Annotated in this window: 12 protein-coding genes; 11 read left to right on the top strand and 1 reads right to left on the bottom strand. The window is 71.0% G+C overall.

Annotated elements, in window-relative coordinates; genetic code table 11:
- Positions 1-40 precede the first annotated feature (40 nt).
- Positions 41-2,200, bottom strand: a complete 2,160-nt coding sequence (locus tag AB0O34_RS33675; RefSeq protein WP_363922481.1) for an elongation factor G-like protein EF-G2 — start codon at positions 2,198-2,200, stop codon at positions 41-43.
- 302 nt (positions 2,201-2,502) lie between these two features.
- Between AB0O34_RS33675 and pgsA the strand changes: the two genes are divergently transcribed.
- The 11 genes from pgsA to ruvC all read left to right on the top strand — a co-directional run.
- The gene (pgsA, locus tag AB0O34_RS33680; RefSeq protein ID WP_363922499.1) at positions 2,503-3,102 is read left to right on the top strand and encodes a phosphatidylinositol phosphate synthase; all 600 of its coding nucleotides are present in this window, start codon (positions 2,503-2,505) and stop codon (positions 3,100-3,102) included.
- Between the two features lie 61 nt (positions 3,103-3,163).
- Positions 3,164-4,066 (top strand): phosphatidylinositol mannoside acyltransferase, encoded by a 903-nt coding sequence (locus AB0O34_RS33685; protein WP_363922483.1) that lies wholly within the window; start codon positions 3,164-3,166, stop codon positions 4,064-4,066.
- Between the two features lie 7 nt (positions 4,067-4,073).
- Positions 4,074-5,255, top strand: a complete 1,182-nt coding sequence (locus AB0O34_RS33690) for a glycosyltransferase family 4 protein (RefSeq protein ID WP_363922485.1) — start codon at positions 4,074-4,076, stop codon at positions 5,253-5,255.
- Positions 5,252-5,797: a hypothetical protein gene (locus AB0O34_RS33695; protein ID WP_363922487.1), complete on the top strand. Its 546-nt coding sequence runs from the start codon at positions 5,252-5,254 to the stop codon at positions 5,795-5,797. Before AB0O34_RS33690 ends, AB0O34_RS33695 begins: the two co-directional genes overlap by 4 nt.
- A gap of 185 nt (positions 5,798-5,982) precedes the next feature.
- A complete protein-coding gene (locus AB0O34_RS33700) occupies positions 5,983-6,996 on the top strand; it encodes a DUF3048 domain-containing protein (protein ID WP_363922489.1) in 1,014 nt (337 codons plus the stop codon).
- Positions 6,997-7,191: 195 nt separating this feature from the next.
- Positions 7,192-8,106: a pyridoxal 5'-phosphate synthase lyase subunit PdxS gene (gene pdxS, locus AB0O34_RS33705; protein WP_363922491.1), complete on the top strand. Its 915-nt coding sequence runs from the start codon at positions 7,192-7,194 to the stop codon at positions 8,104-8,106.
- 202 nt (positions 8,107-8,308) lie between these two features.
- Positions 8,309-9,757, top strand: coding sequence for an alkaline phosphatase D family protein (locus AB0O34_RS33710; protein WP_363922493.1), 1,449 nt, complete (start codon positions 8,309-8,311; stop codon positions 9,755-9,757).
- A gap of 210 nt (positions 9,758-9,967) precedes the next feature.
- Positions 9,968-10,558: a pyridoxal 5'-phosphate synthase glutaminase subunit PdxT gene (gene pdxT / locus AB0O34_RS33715; RefSeq protein ID WP_363922495.1), complete on the top strand. Its 591-nt coding sequence runs from the start codon at positions 9,968-9,970 to the stop codon at positions 10,556-10,558.
- A gap of 3 nt (positions 10,559-10,561) precedes the next feature.
- On the top strand, positions 10,562-11,311 hold the full coding sequence (locus AB0O34_RS33720; protein WP_358558564.1) for a YebC/PmpR family DNA-binding transcriptional regulator: 750 nt from the start codon (positions 10,562-10,564) through the stop codon (positions 11,309-11,311).
- Positions 11,312-11,434: 123 nt separating this feature from the next.
- Complete coding sequence (locus tag AB0O34_RS33725; RefSeq protein WP_363922497.1) at positions 11,435-12,601, top strand: GNAT family N-acetyltransferase; 1,167 nt, start codon at positions 11,435-11,437, stop codon at positions 12,599-12,601.
- Positions 12,602-12,726: 125 nt separating this feature from the next.
- Positions 12,727-13,258 (top strand): crossover junction endodeoxyribonuclease RuvC (ruvC, locus tag AB0O34_RS33730; RefSeq protein ID WP_363922501.1); only part of this gene is annotated, 532 nt, incomplete at its 3' end.

Below are 13,258 nucleotides of genomic sequence, written 5' to 3' on the forward strand. Positions count from 1 at the left end.
CTCGCGTGCCGGCCGTTCGGACGTGGCCCGCCGTAACCGCCTACTCCGGGGCCGACCTGAGCTTGTCGGCCAGATGGGAGGGCAGCGGCTCGTACCGCAGGAAGCCGCGCTGGAAGGTGCCCGTGCCGTGCGACATGGACCGCAGGTCGATGGCGTACCGGGTGATCTCCAGCTCGGGCACCTCGGCCTTCACCAGCGTGCGGCCGATGCCCACGGGCTCGGTGCCGAGAACGCGCCCCCTTCGTGAGGACAGGTCGGCCATCACCGTGCCGACGTGCTCGTCCTCGATGAGCACCGAGACCTCATCCACCGGTTCGAGCAGCAACGCGGGCACCTTCGCCGCCGCCTCCTTGAGCGCGAGCTGCCCGGCGATCTGGAACGCCATGTCGGAGGAGTCGACCGAGTGCGCCTTGCCGTCGTACAGCGTCACCCGGATGTCCACGACGGGGTAGCCGGCCAGCACGCCACGCTCCATCTGCGTGCGGACGCCCTTTTCGACCGAGGGGATGAACTGCCTCGGCACCACCCCGCCGACGATCTTGTCGACGAACTCGAAGCCCCCGCCCGACTCCAGCGGCTCGATCTCGACGTGGCAGATGGCGTACTGCCCGTGCCCGCCGGTCTGCTTGACGTTGCGGCCCATGCCCCGCGCCTTGCCACCGAAGCTCTCGCGCAGCGGCACCCTCAGCTCCACCCGCTCGACCTCGACGCCGTGGCGCTTGGCCAGGTGGTCGAGGAGCACGTCGGCGTGGGCCTCGCCCATGCACCACAGCACGAGCTGGCGGGTCTCGGCGTTGTTCTCCAGGCGCAGGGTCGGGTCCTCGGCGACCAGGCGCCCGAGGGCCTGCGACAGCTTGTCCTCATCGGCCTTGGACTTGGCCCGGATGGCGACGGGCAGCAGCGGCTCGGGCATCGTCCAGGACGTGACCAGCAGCGGGTTGTCCTTGTCGGACAGGGTGTCGCCCGTCTCGGCCCGGCCGAGCTTGGCCACCGCGCAGATGTCGCCCGCGGCGCACTTGGTGGTCGTGCGCTGGAGCTTGCCGAGGGGCGAGGACAGGGCGCCGATGCGCTCGTCCACGTCGTGGTCCTCGTGCCCGCGCTCGGCCAGGCCGTGGCCGGAGACGTGTACCACCATGTCGGGGCGCAGCGTGCCGGAGAAGACCCGCACGAGGCTGATGCGCCCGACGTACGGGTCGCTGGTGGTCTTGACGACCTCGGCGACGAGCGGCCCGTCGGGGTCACAGGTGAGGCCGTCGACCGGCCGGCCGTCGATCGTGGTGATCTCCGGCAGGGGGTGCTCCATGGGGGAGGGGAAGCCGGCGGTGATCACTTCCAGCAGCTCCAGCATGCCGACGACCGCTCCCGAGCCGGGGGTCGCGCACGTCGCGAGCACGGGGTAGAAGCCGCCCCGGGCCACGGCCTTCTCGAGGTCGTCGATCAGCACCTTGGTGTCGATGTCCTCGCCCGAGAGATAGCGGTCCATGAGGGACTCGTCTTCGCTCTCCTGGATGATGCCCTCGATCAGCGAGCCCCGGTACGTCTCGATCTGCTCCTGGTAGCCGGCTCCCGGGGCGTTCTCGGTGCGGGTGCCGGTGGCGTAGTTGAAGAACTTCTGCGACAGCAGCCCGATCAGGCCGTTCACGTGGCCGTTGGTCACGACGGGCAGGTAGAGCGGGGCCACGCCGTCGCCGAAGATGTCCTGGCAGGTGGTGACCACGTCGTCGAAGTCGGCGCGCTGGTGGTCGATCTTGGTGATCACGACCGCCCGTGGCATGCCGACCGAGGCGCACTCCTCCCACAGCATGCGCGTCAGCCCGTCGACGCCCTCCGCCGCGGAGACCACGAACAGGGCGGCGTCGGCCGCCCGCAGGCCGGCCCGCAGGTCACCGACGAAGTCGGCGTACCCGGGGGTGTCGAGCAGGTTGATCTTGATGCCGTTGTACGACACCGGCGCGACCGACAGGTTCACCGAGCGCTGCTGGCGCACCTCGACCTCGTCGAAGTCGCTGACCGTGGTGCCGTCCTCGACCCGTCCCGTGCGCTGGATGGTGCCCGTCGCGGCCAGCAGGGCCTCGACGAGCGATGTCTTTCCTGATCCGGAATGGCCGACCAGCGCGACATTGCGCACCGCATCCGGCCGGTCGGCCGAGGGTGCCCTGCCCGCGGCTCCTGATGTTCCGCCCGTGGTTCTCTCCGGCACGTCGCCTCCCGCGTTTCGCCGTGAGATGCGGCCGCGCGCGGCCACATCGTCCGCCGCCGCGCCCGCCGCCCGAGAGAGCGCGGTGCATTCACCCTTTACCTCTGTGGCGCGGATCACAAGAGGGAACAGGCAAAAGTGCTTGCTAAATGATTCCTGGACTTGCTCGCGTGTTCGCCCGCCGTTCCCCTCTCTTCTGTTTCCTTCCCCCTTCCCCGTTCTCTCGCACACGATTCGCTCCTGGTAGGTCACCACGGGGGCTTCGTTCGAACCAGGGGTCCCACGTGGCCTACGATCGGACCGCGATGTTGAAGCTCCTGCGCCCCGCCGTCACCCGCGTGCTCACCCCATTGGGCCGGGCGCTCGCCCGCCGGGGGATCAGTCCGAACGTCATCACCCTCCTCGGCACGCTAGGCGTCGCCGCGGGAGCGCTCGTCTTCTACCCGCGCGGCCAGCTGTTCCTGGGCTCGGTCGTCATCACCTTCTTCGTCCTCGCCGACCTGCTCGACGGCGTCCTCGCCAGGATGCTCGGGGCCGGCAGCACATGGGGCGCCTTCCTCGACTCCACCCTCGACCGCGTCGGCGACGCCGCGATCTTCTCCGGGCTGATCCTGTGGTTCATGTCCACGGGCGAGACGGTCCTCGCGGCCGTCGCGCTGTTCTGCCTGGTCGCGGGGGCCGTCGTGTCGTACGCCAAGGCGCGTGCCGAGGGGCTCGGCCTGAGCTGCGACGTCGGCCTGGCGGAGCGTTCCGAGCGGCTGCTGGTCGTGCTCGTCGCCGCCGGTCTCGGGGGGCTCGGCGTGCCGTACATCCTCGCGGCGGGCCTGTGGCTGCTCGCGGCGGCCAGCGCCTTCACCGCCGGTCAGCGGATTCTCCACGTTTACCGTCAGACGGTGACAACATGAACTTATGGCCTTCTTCTTCTAGGACAGGTCTTCTTACCGACTTCTGGGGGTGAACCTCGCGTTGACTGATCGGCTCGTTGCCTGGGCGTACCACCTGGGCTGGGTGCTCGTGCCGAAGCTGCCCGAGCCGGTGGCAGCGTGGGCCTTTCGCCTCATCGCCGACTTCATGTGGTGGCGGCACGGCAAGCTCGTGCGGCGCCTCGAATCGAACCTCGCCCGCGTGACCGGCAAGGACGTCGCGGACCCGTCGGTGCGCGACCTCAGCAGGGCCGGCATGCGCTCCTACTTCCGCTACTGGATGGAGGCGCTGCGCCTGCCGGTGATCGGCAAGGAGCGCATCCTCAGCGGCATGCACGACGTCCACGGGGACAGGATCTTCTCCACGGTGGACGCCGGCCGGGGCATCGTGCTCGCCCTGCCGCACATGGGCAACTGGGACCTCGCCGGCGCGTGGCTGATCCACAAGGGCTACCCCTTCGCCACGGTCATGGAGCGGCTCAAGCCCGAGTCGCTGTACGAGCGGTTCGTCGCGTTCCGCGAGAGCCTCGGCATGGAGGTGCTGCCGCTCACCGCGAAGGGAGGCGGCACCGCCCACGCCTTCGGCACCCTGGCCCAGCGGCTGCGGGCCGGCCGCCCCATCTGCCTGCCCGCCGAGCGCGACCTGACCGAGAAGGGCGTCGAGGTCGACTTCTTCGACGGCACGACGCGCATGGTCGCCGGTCCCGCGCTCCTGGCGCTCCAGACCGGCGCGGCGCTGCACCCGGCCACGCTGTGGTTCGAGGGCGACGGGTGGGGCGTGCACATCCACGAGGAGATCCCCGTCCCCGCCGAGGGCACCCGCCAGGAGAAGGTCGCGGTCATGACGCAGAGCATGGCCCGCGTCTTCCAGGAGGGCATCTCCCAGCACCCCGAGGACTGGCACATGCTGCAGCGGCTCTGGCTCGACGACCTGGAACCACGGTGAGCACACCATGAGGGTCGGCATGGTCTGCCCCTACACCTGGGACGTCCCCGGCGGCGTCATGGCGCACGTCCGCGACCTGGCCGAGGCGCTCATCGCCGACGGCCACCACGTGTCGGTGCTGGCTCCGGCGTCCGACGACGCGCCGCTGCCGTTCTACGTGACCTCCGCCGGCCGCGCCATCCCCGTGCCGTACAACGGCTCGGTGGCGCGGCTGGCCTTCGGCTTCCTTTCCGCCAACCGCGTGCGCAAGTGGCTGCGCGAGGGCCGATTCGACGTGCTCCACGTGCACGAGCCGGCCGTCCCGTCGGTGGGCCTGCTGGCCTGCTGGGCCGCCCGGGGCCCGATCGTCGCGACCTTCCACGCCTCCTATCAGCGCTCGCGTGCCGTGTCCGTCTCCGCGCCCGTGCTGCACACCGCGCTGGAGAAGATCACCGGCCGCATCGCCGTGTCGGACGCCGCGCGCAAGACCCTGGTGGAGCACATGGGGGGCGACGCCGTCCTCATCCCCAACGGCGTCACGGTGAGCAGGTACGCCGAGGCCGAGCCCCTGCCCGGCTGGGGCCCCGACGGCGGCGTGATCGGGTTCCTCGGCCGCATGGACGAGCCGCGCAAGGGCCTGCCGGTGCTGCTGGAGGCGTTCACGATGCTCGCCCCCGAGCGTCCCGGCCTGCGGCTGCTGGTGGCGGGCCCCGGTGACGCCGACGACGTGCTCGCCAGGGTCCCCGCCGGGCTGCGCGACCGCATCGGCGTCCTCGGCATGGTGAGCGAGGAGGACAAGGCCCGCGCCTACCACTCCGTCGACGTCTTCTGCGCGCCGAACACCCACGGCGAGAGCTTCGGCATCGTGCTCGCCGAGGCGATGGCCGCGGGGGCCGCCGTGCTCGCCAGCGACATCCCCGCGTTCCGCAAGGTGCTGGGGGAGGGGCAGGCGGGCGCGCTGTTCGTGACCGGCGACGCCGCGTCGCTCGCCCGCGAGGCCGCCACCCTGCTCGACGATCCGGCCTGCCGCGCCAAGCTGGCCGGGGAGGCCCGCCTGGCCGTGCGCAAGTACGACTGGTCGACCGTGGCCCGTGATGTCGTGCGGGTCTACGAGACGGTCACCGCGATCGCGGCCGGGGGCGTTGAGGAGGAGCATCCAGGCCGGGTGCCCGAGGGCGTCCGGGCCCACGGCGGGGGCGAGGCCTCGTGACGACCACGATGGTCATCCTGGTCGTCGGCGTGGTGGTCGTGCTGGCGGCCGTCTACATCTCCTGGCGGGCCGGGCGGCTCGACCGCCTGCACATCCGGCTGGAGACCGCCCGAGCCGCCCTGGACGCGGCGCTCGTACGCCGGGCCGCCGTCTGCATGGAGCTCGCGGCGTCCCGGGTGCTCGACCCGGCCACCAGCCTGGTGCTGGCCGCGGCGACGCACGAGGCGCGCACGGCGGGGCCGGAGGAGCGCGAGCACGCCGAGAGCGACCTGTCGCGGGCCCTTCGCGCCGTGATGGACCAGGAGCGCCTCCGGGAGCGGCTGGCCGAGACCCCGGCCGGGCCCGACCTGATGGCCGAGCTGGACACCGCGGTCACGAAAGTGATCTACTCGCGCCGCTTCTACAACAACGCGGTGGAGGTGACCCGGCAGGCCCAGCGCCGCTGGCTGGCCCGCACGCTGCGCCTGGCCGGCCACACCGAGTACCCGTCGTACTTCGAGATCGACGACGACGAGCCCGCGTCGTTCGCCCAGCAGTCCTGAGGGGCCGTCGCGGGCCCTCGGCCTGGCCCTCGTGGCCCTTCCTTTGCCCTTCGCCAGGATCTATGACCTGCGCTTTGCTGCGGCGTGGCTGTGAATCGACGAAACTTCCTGCGTACCAGCGGAAACCTGTTGCCAACCATCGGTAAGCTCATGGCGCTTCAGGAGAAATCGGGAGGAGCCGGGCTGTGCGGGTAAAACGGGTGATTGGCATCGCGCTTGCGGGAACCGCCGTTCTAGCGCCCGCGGTGGCGTGCTCGTCGTCCGGTGGGGCCGCGCCGGCCTCCGAGGGGGCCCAGCCCGCGGGGACGGCGGCGGCGACGCCCTCGCCGCCGCCCGAGCACCCGTTCACCGGGCAGCCGGTGGCGAGCCGCAGGCCGGTGCTCGCCGTGAAGATCGAGAACACCTCCTCCGGCAAGCCGCAGCTCGGCCTGCGCAGCGCCGACCTGGTGTTCGTCGAGCAGGTCGAGGGTGGGCTGACCCGTCTGATGGCGGTCTTCTCCTCCAAGATCCCGGAGAAGGTCGGCCCCGTACGCAGCGCGCGCATCTCCGACCTGCACCTGCTGCCGATGTTCGGCAAGCCCGCCCTTGCCTACTCGGGTGTGCAGAGCAAGATGGTCCCGCTGGTCAGGGCGGCGTCGCTGTTCGACGTCTCCGACAGCGCCGCCCCCGGCGCGTACTTCCGCCAGCCGGGCCGGGTCGCCCCGTACAACCTGTTCGCCGACACCAAGAAGCTGCTGACGGGGGCGCCCAAGGCGACCCGGGCCAAGGACATCGGCCTGGAGTTCGGAGATGCGCCCGAGGGCGGAACCGCCAAAAAGTCATTCTCCGTAAAATATCCGGCTGCCAATTTCACCTTCACCTGGTCCGCCGCCCAGAAGCGCTGGCTGGTGACGCAGGACGGCAAGAAGGACATGGCGGCCGAGGGCGGGCAGCTCGGCGCGCCCACCATCGTCGTCCAGTACGCCAAGACCACCAGGTCGGAGTTCCACGACTTCACCGGAAGCTACACGCCGCTGATCCAGACGACCGGCACCGGCAAGGCGGTCGTCCTGCGCGACGGCAAGGCCTACAAGGCCGAATGGTCGCGCTCGTCGGAGAGGGCGGGCACGATGTTCACCACCGAGGGCGGCGAGCCGATGACGTTCAGCCGCGGTCAGGTGTGGATCGTGCTCGCGGCCCCCAAGCCCGTCCAGCCCTGAGCCGGCGGACGTGAGCCCGTGCGCGTGACCGCCGCGACCTCGGGCTTCACCGCCCGGCGCCGCTTCCCGGGCGGGACACGGGCCGTACACCATGTCAACGATCGCATGAACAAGCGACGATCGGCCGTCAAGCGCCACGCTGATCAGCGCCTAACATGGGACGAGAACCCATTGTCGCGCTCGTGAGGAAAGACCGTGTCCAGCAGCACCCCCGAAGTCACCGACACCGCCGTCACCGGCACCGCCCGCGTTAAGCGCGGCATGGCCGAGATGCTCAAGGGCGGCGTCATCATGGACGTCGTCACCCCGGAGCAGGCCAAGATCGCTGAGGACGCCGGCGCGGTCGCCGTCATGGCCCTCGAGCGCGTGCCCGCCGACATCCGCGCCGAGGGTGGCGTGTCGCGCATGAGCGACCCTGACATGATCGACGGCATCATCGCGGCCGTCTCGATCCCCGTCATGGCCAAGGCTCGCATCGGCCACCTCGTCGAGGCCCAGGTGCTCCAGGCCATCGGCGTCGACTACGTCGACGAGTCCGAGGTGCTCACCCCCGCCGACGAGGCGAACCACATCGACAAGTGGGCATTCACCGTGCCCTTCGTCTGCGGGGCGACCAACCTCGGCGAGGCCCTGCGCCGCATCGCCGAGGGCGCCGCGATGATCCGCTCCAAGGGCGAGGCCGGCACCGGCAACGTCGTCGAGGCCACCCGCCACATGCGCCAGATCCGCGGCGACATCAAGCGCCTGGCCGCCCTCGACGAGGCCGAGCTCTACGCCGCCGCCAAGGACCTGCGCGCGCCGTACGAGCTCGTCGCCGAGATCGCCAAGACCGGCAAGCTGCCCGTCGTGCTGTTCACCGCGGGCGGCATCGCCACCCCGGCCGACGCCGCCATGATGATGCAGCTCGGCGCCGAGGGCGTCTTCGTCGGCTCGGGCATCTTCAAGTCCGGCGACCCGGCCAAGCGTGCGGCCGCGATCGTCAAGGCCACCACGTTCTACGACGACCCCGACGTCATCGCCAAGGTCTCCCGTGGCCTGGGCGAGGCCATGGTCGGCATCAACCTCGCGACCCTTCCCGAGTCCGAGCGCCTCGCCACCCGGGGCTGGTAGTCCTCGGGGCCCGCTGGGCCGTCATTCCGCCTTCCCGGCGCCGTGTTCGCGGTGCTGGGAAGGCATGATGCTGATCGTCCGGAAATATCCCCTCTGACCTGGGTGTCCTTATACCCGGCGTTTGCTGTGAATAGTTAATGATCGTCTTGTGCTCGACAGGCGATCGTTCCTCGTGTTGGGGCTGGCATCGGGGGTGCCACCCGTGCGCGTCTCCTATGGCAACCCCTTCACGCTCGGCGTGGCCTGCGGCGACCCCGCCCCCGACGGATTCGTCATGTGGACCCGCCTCGCGCCCGTGCCTCTCGCCGAGGACGGGCTCGGAGGCATGCCGCCGGCGCCGGTGCCGGTCTACTGGGAGATCGCCACCGACCCGGCCTGCGCGAGCGTTGTACGGCGCGGCACCGAGGAGGCCGTCCGCGACTGGGCCTACAGCGTGCACGCCGAGGTCACCGGGCTCGACCCGGGCCGCGAGTACTGGTACCGCTTCAAGGCCGGGCCGTACGTCTCGCCCATCGGGCGGGCGCTGACCGCTCCCGCGCCCGGCACGCTGCCGAGGGCGCTCAACCTGGCGGTGACCTCGTGCGCGAACTACCAGCACGGGCACTTCACCGTCTACACCCGGATGGCGCAGGAACGCCCCGACCTGATCCTGCACCTGGGCGACTACATCTACGAGTACGGCAAGGGCGAGCACAAGTGCCCGGGCGGCAACGTGCGCGACCACGAGGGCCCCGAGGCCCGCACGCTGAGGGACTACCGGCGCAGGCACGCGCTGTACAAGACCGACCCCGACCTGCGGGCGGCCCACGCGGCGGCGCCGTGGGTCGCGATCATGGACGATCACGAGGTCCGCAACAACTGGACGAAGACGCTGCGGGCCGACCGGCGTGAGGCCGCGTTCCGCGCCTACTACGAGCACATGCCCCTGCGCCGGGCCGCCCAGCCCACGGGACCGGCCATCCAGCTCTACCGGCGGCTGCGGTGGGGGAGCCTCGCGACCCTGCACATGCTGGACACCCGCCAGTACCGCGACGGCTACGCCTGCGGCTCGGCCGGCTTCAAGGAATGCCCGGAGTCCAGGGATCCCGCCCGTACGATCACCGGGGCCGCGCAGGAGCGCTGGCTCCTCGAAGGCTTCCGGGAGTCCAAGGCGCTGTGGGACGTCGTCGGCCAGCAGATCTTCTTCGGCCAGCGTAACAAGCGTCCCGAATCGGGCCTGGTGGTCAGGCAGGACGCCTGGGACGGGTATTCAGGGTCGCGGACCAGGGTCACCCGCGGCTGGGTCGACGCGGGAGTGCGCAACGCCATCGTGCTCACCGGGGACGTGCACTCGCACTGGGCCGGCGACCTCGCTCTGGACTACGACGACCCCTCCTCGCGCGTGGTGGGCACAGAGCTCGCCGTCACCTCGGTCACCAGCGGCGGCGACGGACACGACTCCAACCGGGCCAGGGACACGCTGCTGGCCAAGAACCCCCACCTGAAGTTCCACCTCAGGCGCCGCGGCTACATCATGGTCAAGATCGAGCCCACCGCGCTCACCGCCGACTTCAAGATCGTGCGCTACGTCAGCACCCCGGACGCCCCGGCGCTGACGGCGGCCACGTTCGTCGTCGCGGACAGGCTCCCCGGACTGCTCCGCCAGGCCTGACCCCGCCCCCTCCTCCCAGGGGAAGTCCCGGGCGGTTTGGGGCGTTGTTCCGCATGGCCGTACGCTTTCGAGACGCACGCGTCCCACGGGGGACCCGCGTGCGCGGTGCCGCGCCGAGCCCGTGCCCATCGGAGGATCGACCGCCGGGGGCGCCGGCCCGTACCGCCTCGGGCACCTTGGGCATTCGAGCAGTGATTGGGAGGAACACCGGTGACCTCTGCGCCGACGATCGGCGTGCTCGCCCTCCAGGGCGACGTGCGTGAACACGTCAGGTCCCTTGAGGCCGCGGGCGCGAGGGCCGTGGCCGTCCGCCGCCCCGGCGAGCTCGACGCGGTGAACGCGCTGGTCGTCCCCGGTGGCGAGTCCACGACCATCTGGAAGCTCGCCGAGGCGTTCGAGCTGCTCGAACCGCTGCGCATGCGCGTCAAGTCCGGCATGCCGACCTACGGGTCCTGCGCCGGCATGATCATGCTGGCCGACCGCATCGAGGGCGGCATCGAGGGGCAGCAGACGCTCGGCGGCATCGACATGGTGGTACGCCGCAACGCCTTCGGCCGACAGGTCGACTCTTTTGAGGCATCCTTGGATTTCGCGGGGCGCGGTCTCATGCGCGCCATCTTCATCCGGGCTCCCTGGGTCGAGTCGGTGGGCGCGGATGTCGAGGTGCTGGGACTGGCCGAGCCGGGAGATAGGATCGTCGCGGTCCGGCAGGGACCTCTGCTCGCGACGTCCTTCCATCCCGAGCTGACCGGGGACACGCGGGTTCATTCGTATTTTGTCGAGATGGTGAGGGAGCTCTAGCCGATGTCCGGCCACTCCAAATGGGCGACGACGAAGCACAAGAAAGCCGTGATCGACGCCAAGCGCGGCAAGCTTTTCGCCAAGCTCATCAAGAACATCGAGGTGGCGGCCCGGACGGGTGGTCCCGACCCTGAGGGCAACCCGACCCTGTACGACGCCATCCAGAAGGCGCGCAAGAGCTCGGTGCCCGTCGACAACATCGAGCGGGCGCGCAAGCGCGGCGGCGGCCTGGAGGCCGGCGGCGCCGACTGGCAGACGATCATGTACGAGGGCTACGCGCCCGGCGGCGTCGCGGTGCTCGTCGAGTGCCTCACCGACAACCGCAACCGCGCGGCCTCCGAGGTCCGTGTCGCCATGACGCGCAACGGCGGCTCGATGGCCGACCCCGGCTCGGTGTCGTACATGTTCAACCGCAAGGGCGTGGTGATCGTCCCCAAGGGCGACCTCGGTGAGGACGACGTGCTGACCGCGGTCCTCGACGCCGGCGCCGAGGAGGTCAACGACCTGGGCGACTCCTTCGAGGTCGTCTCCGAGGCCGGTGACCTGGTCCCGGTGCGCAAGGCGCTGCAGGACGCCGGCATCGACTACGACTCGGCCGAGAGCGGCTTCATGCCCACCCTCAGCGTGCCCCTCGACGAGGACTCCGCGCGCAAGGTCTTCCGCCTCATCGACGCCCTCGAGGACAGCGACGACGTCCAGAACGTCTACGCCAACTTCGACGTCTCCGACGACGTCCTGGCGAAGCTCGACTAGTCCCGTGCGCATCCCGTCACCCCCGGCCGCGCCGGCGGCGACGGGATGCGCACGGCAACGGGCCAGGTGGAGGACTGAAAAGGATTCGACCGGGTCCGGGCGGTCGCCATAGGTTTGACCGTTGTGGAGATCCGTGATGTGACGCCCGACGACCTCGACGCCGTGCTCGACAGCCGTAAGCGGGCGTTCGGCCCCCTGCCCGCGAGCAGCCTTGCGCCGTGGCGGGCCATGGTGACGCCCTCCCTGGCCGAAGGGCGCTACCTCGGGGTCTTCGACGGCGTGCGCCTGATCGGCACGAGCAGGATCAACCGCTACGACCAGTGGTGGCACGGCCGCCCGCTCTCGATGGGCGGCGTGGCGAGCGTGACCGTCGCCCCCGAGGAGCGAGGGCGCGGCGTGGGGCGCTTCCTGATGCTCGCCACGCTGGAGCGCTGCGCCGAGCTGGGCCACGTCGCCTCCGCGCTCTACCCCGCGACCACCCCGCTGTACCGGAGCCTCGGCTGGGAGCACGCCGGGGCGCGCAACCGGATCACGCTGCCCGCCGAGGCCCTTCGCACGCTGAGCGCCCGCGACGGCGGCGTCAAGCTCAGGCGGATGGGCCCCGACGACGCCCCCGAGCTCCGGAGCGTGCTCGACCGCGTCTACGCCTCCACGCGCGCCTCTGGGCCCCTCGGCTGGGAGGAGCGCATCGCCCGCCTGTGGCTCTCCGACGAGGACGACTTCGCCTACCTCGCCGACGACGGCTTCGTCCTCTACCGCTGGAGCGACGGGGACATCGACGTCGACAATCTCGTCGCAGGGTCGGAGGCGACGGCGAGGGCACTGTGGTCGCTTGTGGGCACGGCCTCGTCCATGGCGACGACGGTCACGGCCAGCGTCGAGCCCGACGACCCTGTGCTGTGGCTGCTGCGCGAGCGCTCGTACGACTCGGTGAAGCAGACCCGCTGGATGTTCCGCCTCGTCGACCTGGCCGCGGCCGTCGGCCTGCGCGGCTACCCAGCCGGAGTCTCGGCCGAGATCGTCCTCCAGGTGGACGATCCGCAGCGTCCCGCCAACTCGGGCGCGTGGCACCTGGCGATCTCCTCGGGCGCCGGCGCGGCCACCGCCGACCCCGCGCTCCCCGGCGGAAACACTCCCCGCCTCACCATCGGCGGCATGTCCGCCCTGTTCGCGGGCGTCCCGACGAGCACCCTTCGCCGCGCCGGGCTTCTCACGGGCGGCACGCCGGGCGCCGACGACGTTCTCGACACCGCCTTCGCCGCCAGGCCCTACATGATCGACTACTTCTGACCGAGGCCGCCCGCCCGCTGCCGGCGCGGCGTGTTGGTGGTGCGCCGCCGGAGCGGCCGGGGTAGAGTTCGGGGCCGAACAGGTGTTCGGCGTTCTGGGGAGGCTTGCCGGTGCGGCTACCTGAGCTGCGGGTGATGGGGGTCGACCCAGGGCTGACCCGCTGCGGTCTCGGTGCCGTCGAAGGGCGCGCGGGCGCCCCGCTGGAGCTGGTCAAGGTCGGGGTCGCGCGCACCCCCGCCGGCGACGACATCGGCGCGCGCCTGGTCGCGATCGAGGCCGAGATCGAGCGCTGGCTCGATGAGGTCAAGCCCGACGCCGTCGCGGTCGAGCGGGTCTTCAGCCAGAGCAACCTCCGCACCGTCATGGGCACCGCCCAGGCCTCCGCCGTGGCCATCGTCTGCGCCGCCCGCCGCCGCCTTCCCGTCGCGCTCCACACTCCTTCGGAGGTCAAGGCGGCGATCACGGGCTACGGCAACGCCGACAAGGCCCAGGTGGGCACCATGGTCACCCGTCTTCTGCGGCTCGACGCCATGCCCAAGCCCGCCGACGCCGCCGACGCCCTGGCCCTCGCCATCTGCCACATCTGGCGGGGCGGCACGCAGAACCGCCTCGCCGAGGCCGTCGCCAAGGCCAACGCCGCCCGCCCGCCCCTTGGCG

This window comes from Sphaerisporangium sp. NPDC088356, from assembly GCF_040685555.1.
Lineage (GTDB): Bacteria > Actinomycetota > Actinomycetes > Streptosporangiales > Streptosporangiaceae > Sphaerisporangium.

Bases quoted from the DNA above. Each gene is read 5' to 3' on its own strand.
- pgsA (WP_363922499.1), top strand. From the start codon at position 2,503: ATGTTGAAGCTCCTGCGCCCCGCCGTCACCCGCGTGCTCACCCCATTG.
- AB0O34_RS33720 (WP_358558564.1), top strand. From the start codon at position 10,562: ATGTCCGGCCACTCCAAATGGGCGACGACGAAGCACAAGAAAGCCGTG.
- AB0O34_RS33690 (WP_363922485.1), top strand. From the start codon at position 4,074: ATGAGGGTCGGCATGGTCTGCCCCTACACCTGGGACGTCCCCGGCGGC.